Below are 17,023 nucleotides of genomic sequence, written 5' to 3'. Positions count from 1 at the left end.
ATAACCTCCACTAATCTCTATATTCAACTACTTTAAAAATTTTTATCTTAAAAATTTTTAAAAAATTAAAGGGAAAATAGAAAATTTGTGGAATTTATACAAATATATCGCTTATTTAGAAAAGGGTGGTGAACACAAGATGGAAGTGACTGACGTAAGATTACGCCGCGTAAACACAGAAGGCCGCATGAGAGCAATTGCCTCTATTACTCTAGACCATGAATTTGTTGTTCATGATATTCGTGTAATTGATGGTAATAATGGATTATTTGTAGCAATGCCAAGTAAACGTACTCCAGATGGAGAGTTCCGTGACATTGCACATCCAATTAATTCTGGTACACGCTCTAAAATTCAAGATGCGGTTTTAACAGAGTATCATCGTTTAGGCGAGTTAGAAGAGGTTGAGTTTGAAGAAGCGGGTGCTTCGTAAAATTCGAATGAAAAGGGCTTTTGACAAAAAGCCTTATAATTTTGTAGCAAACTCCTGTAAGCATTTACAGGGGTTTGTTTTTTTTGCTTTATATTTGGAAACTGCATAATTTATTAACATAAAAAGAAGAAACTACTAATTTTTTCAAAATCATTTTAAATAGTATAGCTTATTTCTTAAAAAAGATACTAAAGAGTAAAACATCTTATAAGAATTATGGTAAAATTTAATAGTTAAAATGTGTTTCTTGAAATATATGATGATTTAGGATAATATCTTTAATGGATAAATAGGTTGCGATGGAGGGTCTATATGTCAAACAGATTTGCAGTGATTCTAGCTGCAGGTAAAGGCACACGTATGAAGTCTAAGCTATACAAAGTGCTGCATCCTGTATGTGGAAAACCTATGGTACAACACGTAGTCGATCAAGTATCTCAATTAGGATTGCAGAAACTTGTAACGGTTGTTGGACATGGTGCTGAAATGGTACAAGAACAGCTAGGGAACGTAAGTGAATTTGCATTACAAGCAGAACAACTTGGTACAGCACATGCTGTAGATCAAGCTGCAAGTGTACTTGCAAATGAAGAAGGAACAACTTTAGTTATTTGTGGTGATACGCCTCTAATAACTGCTGAAACAATGGAAGCATTACTTCAGCAACATAAAGAAGCAGGAGCAATGGCGACGGTGCTAACAGCATACATAGAAGAGCCTGCTGGATATGGCCGTATTGTTCGTAATGAGAATGGTCATGTTGAAAAGATTGTTGAGCATAAAGATGCAAATGAGAAAGAATTAGCTATTAAAGAAATCAATACAGGTACGTATTGTTTTGATAATAAGGCTTTATTTGCTTCACTTTCTAAAGTTTCAAATGATAACGTGCAAGGTGAATATTACCTTCCAGATGTTATTGAGATTTTAAAAAATGAAGGTCATATCGTATCAGCTTATCAAACAGAGCAGTTCGACGAAACGTTAGGTGTTAACGACAGAGTCGCTCTATCGCAAGCGGAAATTATTATGAAAAACCGTATCAACCGAAAGAACATGGTAAACGGTGTTACAATTATTGATCCAAGTAACACTTATATTTCTGCTGATGCAGTTATCGGTAGTGATACAGTTCTTCATCCAGGAACAATTATTGAGGGGAACACTGTAATTGGCTCTGATTGTGAAATTGGACCGCATACAGTAATTCGCGATAGTGAAATTGGAGATCGTACGACAATTCGACAATCTACTGTACATGATAGTAAGCTTGGTACAGAAGTATCGGTTGGTCCATTTGCACATATTCGCCCAGATTCAGTTATTGGAGACGAAGTACGCGTTGGAAACTTCGTGGAAATCAAAAAAACTGTCTTTGGTAATAGAAGTAAAGCTTCACACTTGAGTTATATCGGGGATGCACAAGTTGGAGAAGACGTGAATCTTGGTTGTGGTTCAATTACGGTGAACTATGACGGTAAGAATAAATTCAAAACTGTGATTGGTAATGGGGTATTTATTGGATGTAATTCAAACCTTGTTGCTCCAGTAACAGTTGAAGATGGTGCTTATGTGGCAGCAGGCTCTACAATTACAGAGAATGTTCCATCAAAAGCATTATCGGTAGCACGTGCACGTCAAGTTAACAAAGAAGACTATGTTGATCAATTGCTGAATAAGAAAAAATCATAATGTGGAGGGTTAATCTAGATGTCGACTCAATATCTAAATTCTAATTTGAAAGTATTCTCTTTAAACTCTAATAAGGAACTTGCTGAGCAGATTGCAAAGCATATTGGAGTAGGGCTAGGAAAATGTTCTGTTGATCGTTTTAGTGATGGAGAAGTTCAAATTAACATTGAAGAAAGTATCCGTGGTTGCGATGTATTCATTATTCAATCTACAAGCTTCCCAGTAAACGAACATATCATGGAATTACTTATTATGATTGATGCATTAAAACGTGCATCTGCGAAAACAATTAATATTGTTATTCCTTACTATGGTTATGCGCGTCAAGACCGTAAAGCGCGTTCTCGTGAACCAATTACATCGAAACTTGTAGCAAACTTGCTTGAAACAGCAGGTGCAACTCGTGTAATCACTCTAGATTTACATGCTCCACAAATTCAAGGATTCTTTGATATCCCAATCGACCACTTAATGGGTGTACCGATTCTTTCAGATTACTTTGAAACAAAAGGTCTTAAAGATATCGTAATCGTGTCTCCTGACCATGGTGGTGTAACTCGTGCAAGAAAAATGGCAGATCGTCTAAAAGCACCAATCGCTATTATTGATAAGCGTCGTCCTCGCCCGAACGTATCAGAGGTAATGAACATTATCGGTAATATTGAAGGTAAAACAGCGATTTTAATTGATGACATCATTGATACAGCTGGTACAATTACATTAGCAGCAAACGCTCTTGTTGAGAACGGTGCTTCTGAAGTATATGCTTGCTGTACACACCCAGTATTATCTGGTCCAGCAATTGAGCGTATTCAAAATTCAAATATTAAAGAGTTAGTTGTAACGAACTCTATCGTATTACCAGAAGAGAAGAAAATCGACAAAGTACATGAACTTTCAGTTGCTCCATTAATCGGAGAAGCAATCATTCGTGTATACGAAGAAGAATCTGTGAGTGTATTATTCAATTAATTGGATAGAATGAGACGTAACCAAAATTGGTTACGTCTTTTCGTATCGAAAAAAGAAAGTAGTGGTACAAGAATGAAATTGATAGTAGGACTTGGGAACCCAGGTAGAGAATATGAATTAACAAGGCATAATATTGGATTTATGGCCATTGATGAACTTGCGAAGCGTTGGAACATTTCTTTGAATGAACAAAAATTTAAAGGTGTATTTGGTGCAGGGTTTGTTAATGGAGAAAAGGTAATCTTATTAAAGCCGCTAACATACATGAACTTATCTGGGGAAAGTATTCGTCCACTCATGGATTATTATAAAATTGATGTTGAGGACTTCGTTGTTATGTACGACGATTTGGACATTCCTGTAGGTAAATTGCGTCTTCGCATGAAAGGTAGTGCTGGTGGACATAATGGTGTAAAGTCAACGATTTCGCACCTAGGAACACAAGAATTTCAACGTATCCGTATGGGAATCGATCGCCCGAAAAATGGAATGAAGGTAGTCGATTATGTATTAGGACGCTTTACATCTGAAGAGATTCCGGATGTTAACCATTCTATTGAAAAAGCAGCGGATGCATGTGAAGAGTGGCTAAATAAGCCTTTTCTCCAAATCATGAATACTTTCAATAGTTAAAAATGAGATTGGGAATATTTCTCTTTTGTTTTACCCATACTAGTAGTAATTGAATTTTTAGGAGGCTAGTATGGAAGGGTATTATTATTGCAGACACTGCGGAGGTAATGTAGGCTCCATTAACGCAGAAAAAGTATATAGCGACGTTTTATTTCAACTAACAGAGCAAGAAGTAGTAGAAATGATTCATTTTCATGAGAATGGAAATATATATATAAAAACGATTTGTGAATCGTGTCAAGAAACGCTCGCATCTTATCCTGAGTATTATGAGTATGAAAAATTTCTGCAATAAAATGTTGTCGCTTTGGCATGTCCAAAGCATTTTTCTGTTTTCCTTTTCCAAAATATTTGCATAAAATAGAATGACTTGCTCTTTATGTTGAGAGGAGTTTTAAAAATGATAGGTTTATTAGAGCAATTTTATAAAAATGAAGAGATACAATCGGTTATTAATGGATTAGAAGATGGGTTAAAAGAACAACTTATATCAGGGATGGCAACGTCTTCTCGTTCGTTATTAATGGCGGCTTTATATAAAAAAACAAAAAAATCACAATTAATCGTGACACATAACTTATACCAAGCACAAAAAGTACATGAAGATTTAGTGGCGTTACTTGGTGAAAAAGATGTGTGGCTATATCCAGTGAATGAACTGATAGCATCGGAAATTGGGGTTGCAAGTCCAGAATTGAAGGCGCAACGTATAGAAGTGTTAAATCGCTTGGCTGCGGGAGAGAATGGAATCATTGTAGCGCCAGTGGCAGGATTGCGTAGATTTTTACCAATAAAAGAATTGTGGAAGCAAAAGCAAGTTGAAATCAATCTAGGGCAAGAGATTGATTTAGATGCGCTCTTGCATACTTTACATCATATTGGCTATGAACGTAAGTCGATGGTAGAAGCTCCAGGGGAGTTCAGTTTGCGTGGGGGAATATTAGATATTTATCCTTTAACTGAAGAACTACCATTTCGTATTGAATTCTTTGATACAGAAGTCGATTCTATTCGATTATTTGATGTGGATGAACAGCGTTCTCAAGGTAAAAAAGAAAGCGTTAGGTTTGGTCCGGCAACAGAGTTTTTATTTTCACAGGAAGAATTAAAATCAGGAATTCAGCATCTTGAAGAAGGTTTAACTAAGACGATGCAAAAACTTTCTGATGATAAACTAAAGACTACAGTGCTTGAGACGGTAAGTCATGAAATTGAGATGTTGAAAAACGGGCAAAGTATAGAACAGATGTTTAAATACTTATCTATTTTCTATAAAGAACCTGCTAGTCTGATAGATTATTTACCAGAAGACGGTGTTGTAATTTTAGACGAGATTTCCCGTATTCAAGAAACAGCATCGCATCTTGAAACAGAAGAGGCGGAATGGTATATATCACTTCTTGGTGAAGGAACAATTATTCAAGATTTATCTTTCTCTCACCCATTCGAGGGGTTTCTTCATCATAAAAAAAGAAGTTTTGTATATTTAACGTTATTCTTGCGTCATATCGCACACACACATCCGCAAAATATTGTTAATGTAACATGTAAAACAATGCAAGATTTCCATGGACAGATGAATTTGTTAAAAACAGAAATTGATAGATGGAATGAAGGGCATTTTACGACTGTTGTACTTGGAACAGATGATGAACGTGTGAAAAAATTACAACATATTTTAAGTGATTATGATATTGAGGCAGATATTGTAGAAGGTACAGATATCTTATTGCCTGGAAGGTTACAAATTGCTGTGGGTGATTTACATGCAGGATTTGAAATGCCGATGCAAAAGCTTGTTGTCATTACTGAAAAGGAGCTTTTTCATAAGAAAGTTAAAAAATCACAACGTAAACAAAAGTTATCGAATGCTGAACGTATTAAAAGTTATTCGGAATTAAAAGTTGGAGATTATGTAGTTCACGTAAATCATGGTATAGGTAAATTTTTAGGTATTGAGACATTAGAGATTAATGGTGTTCACAAAGATTATTTAAATATTAAATATCAAGGTAATGATAAGCTATACGTTCCAATTGAACAAATTGATCAAGTCCAAAAATATGTAGGATCTGAAGGTAAGGATCCGAAAGTTTATAAATTAGGCGGTAATGATTGGAAAAAGGTTAAAACGAAAGTTGAAAAATCTGTACAAGACATTGCGGATGACCTAATTAAACTATATGCTGAGCGCGAAGCTTCAAAAGGCTATGCATATACGCCAGATACGGCAGAACAACAAGAGTTCGAATCCTCTTTCCCATATCAAGAGACAGAGGATCAGTTACGTTCTATTGACGAGATTAAAAAAGATATGGAACGCGGACGCCCGATGGATAGGCTCCTTTGTGGTGACGTAGGGTATGGAAAGACTGAAGTGGCTATTCGTGCGGCATTTAAAGCAATTATGGATGAAAAACAAGTTGCAATTTTAGTACCGACAACGATTCTTGCGCAGCAACACTATGAAACAATTCGAGAGCGTTTTCAAGATTATCCGATCAATATAGGCTTATTAAGTAGATTCCGTACGAGAAAACAACAAAATGAAACAATTAAGGGCTTAAAGGATGGAACAGTAGATATTGTAATCGGAACACATCGTATTTTATCTAAAGATGTTACGTATAAAGATTTAGGGCTTCTTATTATTGATGAAGAACAAAGATTTGGTGTAACACATAAAGAAAAAATTAAACAATTGAAGGCAAATGTTGACGTATTAACATTAACGGCAACTCCGATTCCGCGGACGCTTCATATGTCTATGCTTGGTGTGCGCGACTTATCTGTTATTGAGACACCACCAGAAAATCGTTTCCCAGTCCAAACGTATGTAGTCGAGTATAATCCAGCGTTAATGCGAGAGGCAATAGAGCGAGAGCTTGCAAGAGGTGGTCAAGTTTACTTCCTATATAACCGTGTAGAGGATATTGAAAGAAAAGCAGATGAAATTTCGATGTTAGTTCCAGATGCCCGCGTAACGTACGCACATGGGAAAATGAACGAAAGCGAATTAGAGTCTGTTATGCTATCATTTTTAGAAGGACAGCATGATGTTCTTGTAAGTACAACAATTATTGAGACGGGTGTAGATATTCCGAATGTAAATACGTTAATTGTATTTGATGCAGATCGTATGGGATTATCACAGTTGTATCAGCTTCGTGGGCGTGTTGGACGTTCTAATCGTGTTGCGTATGCATACTTTGCATATAAACGTGACAAAGTGCTGTCAGAGGTTGCAGAGAAGCGTCTACAAGCAATTAAAGAGTTCACGGAACTTGGATCTGGTTTCAAAATTGCGATGAGAGATTTATCTATTCGTGGAGCAGGTAATTTGTTAGGGGCAGAACAGCATGGATTTATTGATTCTGTCGGATTTGATCTATATTCGCAAATGTTAAAAGATGCAATTGAACAGCGTAGAGGAACAGATGGGGCTGAAAATATAGTTAATGTTGAAATTGACTTAGAGGTAGATGCATATTTACCAGATGCTTATATTTCAGATAGTAAGCAAAAAATTATGATGTATAAACAATTTAGAGGTGTTTCTGCAATTGAGGATATTGAAGAATTGCAGGAAGAAATGATCGATAGATTTGGCGATTATCCACAAGAAGTTGGTTATTTATTACAAATTGCAAATATTAAAGTGTTGGCAATGAAAGAACAAATTGAATTAATTAAGCAGAATAAATTTGAAGTAACATTCCTATTTTCTGAACAATCAAGTCAAAATATTGATGGTGGAAAATTATTCATGCTCGGAAATAGTTTTGGACGTATGATCGGTTTAGGAATGGAAGGATCACAATTGAAAATTGTTATGAAAACAAATGGCTTAGAGACATCGAAGTGGTTAACAATTGCTGAAAATTTATTAAAAGGCTTACCAGATGTAAAAAAAGAAGTAATAAATGCCTAAAATAAGATAAAAAAATACAATTCGACGTGCATAGAAGAACTAATGTGTAAAATACTATGTCTAACAGTTGGTGATTTTTACATGAACAGGTAAATTCACCACTTTGATCATCAGTAGAAAGTGAGGCAGCATTAGAATGAAAGCAACTGGAATCGTACGTCGAATTGATGATTTAGGCAGGGTAGTAATCCCGAAGGAAATTCGTAGAACTTTACGTATTCGAGAAGGAGACCCACTAGAAATATTTGTTGATCGCGATGGAGAGGTAATTTTAAAGAAGTATTCTCCAATTAGTGAGCTAGGTGATTTTGCAAAAGAATATGCTGATGCTTTATATGACAGCTTAGGACATAATGTGCTTGTGTGTGATCGAGATTCTATCATCGCAGTATCAGGCGTATCGAAAAAAGAATACTTAAATAAAAGTGTTGGCGATCTAATTGAAAAAACGATGGAAGAACGAAAGTCTGTTATTATGACGGATGAAAGTGATATTTCCATTATTGATGGTGTAACAGAAAAGGTTCATTCTTATACAGTTGGACCGATTGTTGCAAACGGAGATCCGATTGGAGCCGTCATTATTTTCTCAAAAGAAGCCATTATAAGCGAGATCGAGCATAAAGCGGTTAATACTGCTGCCAGTTTCTTAGCGAAACAAATGGAACAGTAAGGGTATATTGATTTTAGAAGTAGCAATCTTTCCTAATTATGATCTTTCTTTTTGAGAAATCAATTATTTGGAGATATATGTATATTGAATGAAGGTAGCACTTTGCTACCTTTTTTCGTTGAATATTTTTAACATTTAGGAACTCATTATTACCCGTGTTGGTAAGGGAGTTTGTTCTTTTCTTTATGATATAATACGAGAGGTGAGAATAGAAAAAGGAGTTTTCTTGTATGGAAGCGAAGAAGTATCAAGCCTTTTGGCGTGGGGCTATTATATTAACGATTGCAAGTTTCGTTACAAAAGTATTAAGCGCTTTTTACCGTATTCCATATCAAAATATAGCGGGGGATATTGGGTTTTATATTTACCAACAAATTTACCCGTTTTATGGATTTTGTTTAATTTTAGCTACTTATGGATTTCCTGTTATCATTTCGAAAATGGTTGCAGAACGACTAGAGCGGGGAAAACAAAAAGAAGCAGAAGAAATTATTTGTGTATCTTTTTGGTTCTTATTAGGGATTGGTTTTATAGGCTTCTTTACACTGTTTTTTGGGGCCGAAACAATTGCGGTAGCTATGGGCGATATACACTTAGATAAGTTACTACGTGTTATTTCATTTTCATTCTTATTGATGCCATTTTTGTCTGTAGCAAGAGGGTATTTTCAAGGATTCAATAATATGATGCCAACGGCTGTTTCGCAAGTAATAGAACAAACAATTCGAGTTTCTATTATTGTATTTTTATCGCTATTCCTAATTGCTCACGGATTTGATTTATATACAGTTGGTGCAGGGGCTATGTTAGGCTCAATTGCGGGTGGACTTATTGGGATTATTGTACTTATATTGTATATGCGTCAAGATTTTCGTTCTATATTCTTCAAAAGTGCAGCGAGAATTAAGGGTAAAAGGAAGATAGTTAAAATCCTTTTTTGGCAGGGGTTAGCGATTTGTGTTAGTAATTTAGTGCTTATTTTTATACAGATGGCTGATTCAGTGTCCTTTTACAGCTTACTTATTGGTGCGGGAGAACAGGCTGAAAATGCAAAGGTATTAAAGGGTGTTTATGATAGAAGTATTCCGCTAATGCAATTAGGTACTGTTGTGACGACTTCTTTCTCGTTGTCACTTATTCCGATTATTACAGCGGCGAAGGAAAGAGGAGATCTTTCCTTTATTCAAGAAAAGGTAAAGTTAGCAATGAAAATAACATTTGTTATTGGACTTGCAGCAGCTATTGGACTAACTTGTATTATTCAACCTACCAATATTATGTTGTTTGAAAACAGTGATGGATCAGATGTTTTATCTATTTTATCGTTATCTATTTTATTTAGTTCATTGTCAATTACGACAGCTTCTATTTTACAAGGATTAGGGCAAACGTTTAAGCCAGCGTTATTTGTTGTATTTGGAGGTTGCTTAAAGTTAGCGTTAAATTATATATTCATGCCTTATTTTGGTGTGAAAGGTGCAGCTTTTGCGACTTTATGTGCGTTAATTATAATCTCTGGATTAAATAGTTTGTTGCTTACGAGAGCTGTATCAGGGTCACTTATCAATAAGCGAAATATGTTAGGGATAGTAATTAGTGGTATCTGTATGGGGTTTGTATTAATGATGTTCACACGTGTGTTACAGATGTCTGGATTAGTAATTAATACGGAACATAGAGGAAGCGCGACGCTTGAAGCGTTGTTAGGTGTAGCCATCGGCGGATTGACATATATGTTTTTTATTTTGAAATTACGTGTATTTACAAAAAAAGAATTAGGAACCGTTATGAAACAAGAGAAAAAAGAAGGTTCATTGAAGAAGAGTGGATAGAGGTGACTGGTTGTGAGTGGAATCATTACTATTTTAGGTTTAGGAGCTGGTGAATTAGATCAGCTAACGATGGGTGTATATCGAAAAATAAAAGAAGCAGACCATCTGTTTGTTAGAACGAAGGAACATCCAGTTATAGAAGAATTGGAGAAAGAAGGCGTACAATATACGTCTTTTGATGCTGTATATGAAGCGCATGATACGTTTGAAATTGTATATGAAACAATTGCGAATAAATTGCTAGAACAAGCTGAAGGTACAGAAATTATCTATGCTGTTCCCGGGCATCCACTTGTAGCAGAAAGAACAGTTCAGCTACTGTTAGAAAAAGGAGAAGTTTCAAATGTTGAAGTGCGAATTGAGGGTGGACAAAGTTTCCTTGATCCTATGTTTGCAAGTCTAAAGATTGATCCGATTGAAGGATTCCAATTACTTGATGCTACATCATTTGAAAGAGGGCAATTAGAACTGCGTCAACATTTAATCTTTTGCCAAGTATATGATGCATTCGTTGCATCTGATGTGAAATTAACATTAATGGAGATGTTACCAGATGATTATGAAGTGTATATCGTAACAGCTGCAGGAACTTCATTTGAACAAGTAAAGAAGGTACCGTTGTACATGTTAGATCATGAAACGGAATTGAATAATTTAACGAGTGTGTACGTGCCGCCAGTTCAAGAGCGTGCGTCCTTGTATCAACAGTTTGATGTTCTTAGAGAAATTATTGCGGAACTTCGTGGTCCAAATGGTTGTCCGTGGGATAAAAAGCAAACACATCAATCATTAAAGAAATATTTAATTGAGGAAGCTTATGAAGTGTTGGAAGCAATCGATGAAGAGGATGATGATCACTTAGTAGAAGAATTAGGTGATATATTATTACAAGTTATGCTTCATGCTCAAATCGGAGAAGATGAAGGTTGGTTCTCTATAGATGATATCATTCGAACTCTATCTGAGAAAATGGTTCGTCGCCATCCGCATGTGTTTGGAAATACGGATGTAAACAGCGCTGATGAAGTGATTGCAAATTGGGAAGAAATTAAAAAACAAGAAAAAGGATTCGTGAAAGAATCTGTTTTAAATGGCGTTCCCAAAAGTTTGCCACAGTTACTACGCGCCTATGAAATTCAGAAGAAAGCTGGTAAGGTTGGATTTGATTGGGTTGATGTGCAACCGATGATAGAGAAAGCTTTGGAAGAATGGCAAGAGTTCCAACAAGAGGTTACAAATATGGATGAGGAAAAGATGCTGGGTGAGTTTGGTGATTTACTATTTGCATTTGTTAATATAGCTCGTCATTACAAAATAGATCCAGAAGAGGCGTTACGTTCAACTAATGAGAAATTTACTGGTCGTTTTTTATACATGGAGGCAAAAGTAGCTGAAATGAATAAAGAGATGAAAGATTTATCATTAGAACAGTTAGATGTTTTATGGGAAGAAGCGAAACAAACAGAGCGTTAATAGGGGGATTTGATATGCGTCTAGATAAGTTTTTAAAAGTATCACGTTTAATTAAAAGAAGAACATTAGCGAAAGAAGTAGCTGATCAAGGAAGAATATCTATTAATGGTCAAGTGGCAAAAGCGAGTTCTGATGTGAAAGTAGCTGATGAATTAACAATTCGTTTTGGTCAAAAAATAGTGACTGTGAAAATAAATGAATTAAAAGAAACAACTAAAAAAGAAGATGCAGCAAATATGTATAGCTTAGTTCGTGAAGAAAAAGTAAAAGCGGAAGAAGGCTTGTTCTAAAATCATGTATCCCCTCATACATTACTATTAGCTAGTAAAAACCTATGGGGGGATTTACGTGAATAATGGTTACTCACCTACGTCTTCTAATCAACAAAATGTTTCTGTAGAGCATGACATTATTATGCGTGGCAGGCGTATAATTGATATTACCGGTGTGAAGCAGGTAGAGAGTTTTGATAGCGAAGAGTTTTTACTAGAGACCGTAATGGGTTTTTTAACGATTCGTGGTCAAAATTTACAAATGAAAAATTTAGATGTGGAAAAAGGTATTGTGTCGATTAAAGGGAAAGTTAATGAGATGCTGTATATTGATGAAAATCAAGGGGAAAAAACTAAAGGTTTCTTTAGTAAGTTGTTTAAATGAGCTTAACAATTCAGTTGTATACAATGCTTTCAATGATTGGAATGGGTGCTTGGATTGGAGCGTCTTTAGATACATATCAACGTTTTTTAAAGCGCCAAGAACGTAAACGTTGGCTTGTATTTATACATGATATATTATTTTGGATTGTCCAAGCATTATTCGTCTTTTATGTATTGCTTCTCGTAAATGAAGCTGAGCTACGTATATATGTGTTTTTGGCATTATTATGTGGTTTTGCGGCATATCAAAGCTTATTGAAGGCACTATACATGAAGCTGTTAAATTTTCTCATCTATATTTTTATGCAAACAACATATTTTTTTGTTCGAATTATACAGCTACTCATGATAAAACCTGTTATTATTATAGCGCAGCTATTTATTGCATTTATATTATTCTTATTTCGTATACTGCTTTCAATTGGACATGTGTTATGGAAAATGGTGATTTGGATATTACTTTTCATATGGAAAGTTTTTTTCTGGCCTGTTCGATTTATTGCTTCGCTCATATGGAAACTTCTCCCTAATCGTGTTAAACTTTTTATAGTGAAACATATAGGGTTCCTGCAATATATAGCAAAATTGAAGGGACATATCTTCCAACTATGGGAGCATATAAAAAAGAAGTTAGGGGGACCTCGGAAATGAGGGAACTGAGACAAAGAACAATCGAAAAACAGAGTCCAAATCCTGTTAAAGAGCATATAATACAAACGGATGAGAACAGGAAGCGACTTTATCGCCGTTTAGCGGTTTTTCTTGTCTTTACTTTTACAATTATTGCGAGTATTAGTGTAACGTTTTATCAACAAAACAGTTCCATTAAAGCAAAAGAAGCAAAAGTTAAGGACATGAAAAAAGAACTGGATTCATTAACGAATAAAGAAAAAAGTCTAAAAGACGAAGTTCAAAAGTTAAATGATGAAGAGTACGTATTAAAGATTGCTAGAAGGGATTATTTCTTCTCTGGTAAAGGGGAGATAATTTTTCCTGTTTCTAAGTAGAGTATGTCTTATTGACACTATATTTTAGGATTATATATAATAAAGTAAAATTTGACTTTTTAACCACTAAGGAGGAGCATTTTTTTTATGTCAATCGAGGTAGGCAGCAAGTTACAGGGTAAAGTAACAGGTATTACAAATTTTGGGGCTTTTGTGGAGCTGCCAGAGGGCTTAACGGGTCTTGTTCATATTAGTGAAGTTGCTGATAACTATGTAAAAGATATTAACGATCACTTAAAAGTGGGCGACCAAGTAGAAGTAAAAGTTATTAATGTTGAAAAAGATGGAAAGATTGGTTTATCTATCAAAAAAGCGAAAGAACGTGAAAAAACAGAAGGAGATCGTCCACGTGGTGAATACCAACGCGGTGGTGATCAACAACGTTCTGGACGTCCACAACGTAATAATCGCTCTTTCAACAGAGATAATCGCGGTGGCGGTAACGACCGAGCTCCGAAAGAAACATTTGAGCAAAAGATGGCACGCTTCTTAAAAGATAGCGAAGATCGTTTAACTTCTTTAAAGCGTAACACAGAGTCTAAACGTGGTGGCCGTGGCGCGCGTCGCGGATAATAAGGACGTTTAGTTTTTAACATATAGAGAGGTACCCAGAGTAATGTCTCAGGGTGCTTTTTTATATGTAAAAAATATTTTCAAAAAAGTTTTTGAGATGTGTTGACTTTAATTAGTATCTGATGTAAGATACTAATTGTCCGTTAAATAAGACGACATGGCGGTGTAGCTCAGCTGGCTAGAGCGTACGGTTCATACCCGTGAGGTCGGGGGTTCGATCCCCTCCGCCGCTATATTTAATTTAACGGCCCGTTGGTCAAGTGGTTAAGACACCGCCCTTTCACGGCGGTAACACGGGTTCGAATCCCGTACGGGTCATCTAAAAAGATCATGCAAATTTGCATGATCTTTTTTTGTTAAATAAATTAAGATATACAACACTTCTACAAAATCACCCTATATTTTCTGAATGTTTAATTAAAATCTCGAAAATAACTTACATACCCTGTATATCTGTAGAGTTATTTCGAATAAAAAGTCGAACGATTATAAAAGTGAAAACTGTTGTTTTGACAAAAAAACCAACAATCATCTTTTATAATGACAGTAATTAAACTATGCAGGTGGTGTTAAAAATATGCCTAAAGCAGGAAGGAATACTATGAATACAAGTGCATTGGCAATGAATGAGAGTCAGCTTGATGGAATAAAGTGGACGAGTAAGTTGCGAATGAAATTTGAGCAAGTTTTCTTTAGATGGGGATTTATTATTGTTGTTATTGGTTTTCTTTTGGGACGAGCATATATATTAACAAATATTTTACCGTTTGCACTGCCATTTTTTGCTGCTGTTTATGTTATGAAGCGGGATAAGATGCCGCTAGCATTTTTAGCTCTAATGGGAGGAGCTCTTTCAGTATCGATAGATAATTTGTTTTTTACCTTTGCATCTATCTTTACCTTCTTCATTTATAATATCTTCTTTAGTCGATTTACACGTAAAACTGTTGGACTTGTTCCATTTCAAGTATTTATCTCCGCATTAACCGCACACTTAGTTGTTGTATATTTTGCACAACAAACTGTCACCATGTACGATTTACTCGTTAGTACCATTGAGGCTGGGCTTAGTTTTGTATTAACTATGATATTTTTACAAAGTGTCCCACTTTTAGTGGAAAGGAAAGGAAAACAACAGGCATTAGAGACGGAAGAAATTGTTTGTTTGATTATATTACTAGCATCTGTTTTAACGGGTACAACAGATTGGTTTGTATATGATGCTTCTATTCAACATATTTTTACAAGGTATTTAGTGCTAGTATTTGCATTTATTGCGGGTGCTGCCACAGGGTCTACAGTGGGGGTTGTAACAGGACTAATATTAAGTTTAGCAAATGTGTCTAGCTTGTCTCAGCTTAGCCTTCTTGCTTTTTCTGGATTGCTTGGTGGATTGTTAAAAGAAGGAAAGCGTTTAGGTGTTAGTTTAGGTTTATTAATTGGGACAAGCTTAATTACATTATATGTAGACAAACAGACAAATATTGTAACAACTTTAATTGAGTCAGGTGTAGCGATTGTTATCTTCTTATTAACACCGAAGCTTGTTTTGGATCGTATTGCTAAATTTATGCCAGGTACACAAGAGCATTCGCAAGATCAACAACAATATTTAAGAAGGATGCGTGATGTTACAGCAAATAAAATCAACCAATTTGCAAATGTATTTGCTGCTTTATCTAATAGCTTTTCTGTATATGGGTATGTAGAGGAAGAAGATAAAGAGACAGAAGCAGATTTGTTTTTGAGTACAATTACTGCGAAAACATGTCAAACATGCTTTAAAAAGGATCAATGCTGGGTAGTGAATTTTGATAAAACGTACGATTATATGAAACAAATAATGAATGAAACGGAAGAAGGAACCCTGCAACATAATCGTAAATTAGTTCGTGAGTGGGACAAGCATTGTGTGAGAGGGAAAAAAGTGACGGATTTAGTAGCCGGTGAATTAGATCACTTCTATGAGGGACAAAAATTACGAAAACAAATGAAGGAAAATCGTAGAATAGTAGCGGAGCAACTATTAGGTGTATCAAAGGTTATGGAGGATTTTGCTAAGGAGATACAACGAGAGCGTGAAAATCATCAAGTGCAGGAAGAACAGATTATGCAAGCGTTCCGAGATTTTGGTGTCGAAGTAGAGCATGTTGATATTTATTGTTTAGATAGAGGAAGTATTGATATTGAAATGTTAATTCCAGTTGCATCTAATGAACATGGTGAGTGTGAAAAGTTAGTTGCACCGATGCTTTCAGATATCCTTAAAGAAAATATTGTCGTTAAACATGAAGAAAAGTCTTCTTATCCAAATGGCCATAGTTTAATATCATTTGGTTCGGCGAAGACGTATTCTCTTGATACAGGATTGGCTACAGCTGCAAAAGGCGGTGGATTTGTTTCGGGTGACTCTTATGCGATGATGGATTTAAGTGTTGGTAAATATGCACTTGCGATTAGTGATGGTATGGGTAATGGGCAAAGAGCTCATATGGAAAGTAAGGAAACGGTGAAATTATTACAAAAAATACTCCAATCAGGCATTGATGAAGAAATAGCAATTAAGTCTATCAATTCAATTCTTTCTTTGAGAACGACAGAAGAAATGTTTACGACATTAGATTTAGCTATGGTAGATTTGCGGGATGCGAGTGCAAGGTTTTTAAAGATTGGATCGACGCCGAGTTTTGTTAAACGCGCAAATAATATTTTGAAAATTGAAGCAAGTAATTTGCCGATGGGAATCATCGAAGATGTTGAAGTTGATGTGGTGGGTGAACAATTAAAAACGGGCGATATTCTTATTATGATGAGCGATGGGATTTTTGAAGGAGCACAGCATGTGGAGAATCATGAATTGTGGATGAAACGAAAAATTAAAGAATTGCAAACCGAAGACCCGCAAGAAATTGCTGATATCATTATGGAAGAAGTGATTCGCTCTTGTGATGGTTATATAAATGATGATATGACTATTGTAGTGGCAAAAGTGAAGAAAAATATGCCGAAGTGGGCTACGATTCCGATTGTAGGAATGCAGGCGCAGTAAAATATAAGTGGAATGTTTATCTATAATTTGATTTTAAAAACCTAGGTGAATACCTAGGTTTTTTTGTGGGAAAAGGTAATGTTATTAATTTTGTGAATA

General features: G+C 35.5%; 15 protein-coding genes and 2 tRNA genes. All 17 read left to right on the top strand.

The genetic code is table 11. The features are described 5' to 3' along the window. Positions 1 to 139: 139 nt before the first annotated feature. Complete coding sequence (gene spoVG, locus ACTFSL_RS28025; RefSeq protein ID WP_000454041.1) at positions 140 to 433, top strand: septation regulator SpoVG; 294 nt, start codon at positions 140 to 142, stop codon at positions 431 to 433. Positions 434 to 745: 312 nt separating this feature from the next. Beyond that, complete coding sequence (glmU, locus tag ACTFSL_RS28020) at positions 746 to 2,125, top strand: bifunctional UDP-N-acetylglucosamine diphosphorylase/glucosamine-1-phosphate N-acetyltransferase GlmU (protein ID WP_000071041.1); 1,380 nt, start codon at positions 746 to 748, stop codon at positions 2,123 to 2,125. 18 nt (positions 2,126 to 2,143) lie between these two features. Further along, on the top strand, positions 2,144 to 3,097 hold the full coding sequence (locus ACTFSL_RS28015; RefSeq protein WP_000107420.1) for a ribose-phosphate diphosphokinase: 954 nt from the start codon (positions 2,144 to 2,146) through the stop codon (positions 3,095 to 3,097). A 72-nt stretch (positions 3,098 to 3,169) separates the two neighbouring features. After that, complete coding sequence (gene pth, locus ACTFSL_RS28010) at positions 3,170 to 3,730, top strand: aminoacyl-tRNA hydrolase (protein WP_000767702.1); 561 nt, start codon at positions 3,170 to 3,172, stop codon at positions 3,728 to 3,730. Between the two features lie 70 nt (positions 3,731 to 3,800). Further along, positions 3,801 to 4,025 (top strand): anti-sigma-F factor Fin family protein, encoded by a 225-nt coding sequence (locus ACTFSL_RS28005; RefSeq protein WP_000399438.1) that lies wholly within the window; start codon positions 3,801 to 3,803, stop codon positions 4,023 to 4,025. 105 nt (positions 4,026 to 4,130) lie between these two features. Beyond that, entirely contained in the window at positions 4,131 to 7,661 is a 3,531-nt protein-coding gene (mfd, locus tag ACTFSL_RS28000) for a transcription-repair coupling factor (protein ID WP_440042774.1), read from the top strand. Between the two features lie 136 nt (positions 7,662 to 7,797). Next, a complete protein-coding gene (gene spoVT, locus ACTFSL_RS27995) occupies positions 7,798 to 8,334 on the top strand; it encodes a stage V sporulation protein T (RefSeq protein ID WP_000648302.1) in 537 nt (178 codons plus the stop codon). A gap of 230 nt (positions 8,335 to 8,564) precedes the next feature. Continuing rightward, the gene (locus ACTFSL_RS27990) at positions 8,565 to 10,166 is read left to right on the top strand and encodes a putative polysaccharide biosynthesis protein (protein ID WP_000387586.1); all 1,602 of its coding nucleotides are present in this window, start codon (positions 8,565 to 8,567) and stop codon (positions 10,164 to 10,166) included. A gap of 12 nt (positions 10,167 to 10,178) precedes the next feature. Next, positions 10,179 to 11,639, top strand: coding sequence for a nucleoside triphosphate pyrophosphohydrolase (gene mazG, locus ACTFSL_RS27985; protein ID WP_000014239.1), 1,461 nt, complete (start codon positions 10,179 to 10,181; stop codon positions 11,637 to 11,639). A gap of 14 nt (positions 11,640 to 11,653) precedes the next feature. Next, positions 11,654 to 11,929, top strand: a complete 276-nt coding sequence (locus ACTFSL_RS27980) for an RNA-binding S4 domain-containing protein (protein ID WP_001234876.1) — start codon at positions 11,654 to 11,656, stop codon at positions 11,927 to 11,929. Positions 11,930 to 11,987: 58 nt separating this feature from the next. After that, a complete protein-coding gene (gene yabP, locus ACTFSL_RS27975) occupies positions 11,988 to 12,296 on the top strand; it encodes a sporulation protein YabP (RefSeq protein ID WP_001059104.1) in 309 nt (102 codons plus the stop codon). Next, positions 12,293 to 12,946: a spore cortex biosynthesis protein YabQ gene (gene yabQ / locus ACTFSL_RS27970; RefSeq protein ID WP_000059772.1), complete on the top strand. Its 654-nt coding sequence runs from the start codon at positions 12,293 to 12,295 to the stop codon at positions 12,944 to 12,946. The genes yabP and yabQ overlap by 4 nt, the downstream gene beginning before the upstream one ends. Beyond that, entirely contained in the window at positions 12,943 to 13,302 is a 360-nt protein-coding gene (gene divIC, locus ACTFSL_RS27965) for a cell division protein DivIC (protein ID WP_001208739.1), read from the top strand. The genes yabQ and divIC overlap by 4 nt, the downstream gene beginning before the upstream one ends. An 87-nt stretch (positions 13,303 to 13,389) precedes the next feature. After that, entirely contained in the window at positions 13,390 to 13,875 is a 486-nt protein-coding gene (locus ACTFSL_RS27960; protein WP_000021451.1) for a S1 domain-containing RNA-binding protein, read from the top strand. Positions 13,876 to 14,034: 159 nt separating this feature from the next. Beyond that, a tRNA-Met gene (locus tag ACTFSL_RS27955) sits at positions 14,035 to 14,108 on the top strand. 13 nt (positions 14,109 to 14,121) lie between these two features. Continuing rightward, positions 14,122 to 14,193 (top strand) — tRNA-Glu (locus ACTFSL_RS27950). A 259-nt stretch (positions 14,194 to 14,452) separates the two neighbouring features. After that, a complete protein-coding gene (gene spoIIE, locus ACTFSL_RS27945; protein WP_001123541.1) occupies positions 14,453 to 16,924 on the top strand; it encodes a stage II sporulation protein E in 2,472 nt (823 codons plus the stop codon). The last annotated feature ends 99 nt before the right edge of the window (positions 16,925 to 17,023 follow it).

This window comes from Bacillus cereus group sp. MYBK108-1 (genome assembly GCF_051917185.1).
Taxonomy (GTDB): Bacteria; Bacillota; Bacilli; order Bacillales; family Bacillaceae_G; genus Bacillus_A; species Bacillus_A cereus.
Note: the sequence above shows the minus strand (reverse complement) of the source record. Positions and strands in the feature narration are given on the sequence as shown.

Excerpts from the sequence above, each read along its gene's own strand:
- spoVG (WP_000454041.1), top strand. The coding sequence starts at position 140 with ATGGAAGTGACTGACGTAAGATTACGCCGCGTAAACACAGAAGGCCGC.
- glmU (WP_000071041.1), top strand. The coding sequence starts at position 746 with ATGTCAAACAGATTTGCAGTGATTCTAGCTGCAGGTAAAGGCACACGT.
- ACTFSL_RS28015 (WP_000107420.1), top strand. The coding sequence starts at position 2,144 with ATGTCGACTCAATATCTAAATTCTAATTTGAAAGTATTCTCTTTAAAC.
- pth (WP_000767702.1), top strand. The coding sequence starts at position 3,170 with ATGAAATTGATAGTAGGACTTGGGAACCCAGGTAGAGAATATGAATTA.
- ACTFSL_RS28005 (WP_000399438.1), top strand. The coding sequence starts at position 3,801 with ATGGAAGGGTATTATTATTGCAGACACTGCGGAGGTAATGTAGGCTCC.
- mfd (WP_440042774.1), top strand. The coding sequence starts at position 4,131 with ATGATAGGTTTATTAGAGCAATTTTATAAAAATGAAGAGATACAATCG.
- spoVT (WP_000648302.1), top strand. The coding sequence starts at position 7,798 with ATGAAAGCAACTGGAATCGTACGTCGAATTGATGATTTAGGCAGGGTA.
- ACTFSL_RS27990 (WP_000387586.1), top strand. The coding sequence starts at position 8,565 with ATGGAAGCGAAGAAGTATCAAGCCTTTTGGCGTGGGGCTATTATATTA.
- ACTFSL_RS27980 (WP_001234876.1), top strand. The coding sequence starts at position 11,654 with ATGCGTCTAGATAAGTTTTTAAAAGTATCACGTTTAATTAAAAGAAGA.
- yabQ (WP_000059772.1), top strand. The coding sequence starts at position 12,293 with ATGAGCTTAACAATTCAGTTGTATACAATGCTTTCAATGATTGGAATG.
- divIC (WP_001208739.1), top strand. The coding sequence starts at position 12,943 with ATGAGGGAACTGAGACAAAGAACAATCGAAAAACAGAGTCCAAATCCT.
- ACTFSL_RS27960 (WP_000021451.1), top strand. The coding sequence starts at position 13,390 with ATGTCAATCGAGGTAGGCAGCAAGTTACAGGGTAAAGTAACAGGTATT.
- spoIIE (WP_001123541.1), top strand. The coding sequence starts at position 14,453 with ATGCCTAAAGCAGGAAGGAATACTATGAATACAAGTGCATTGGCAATG.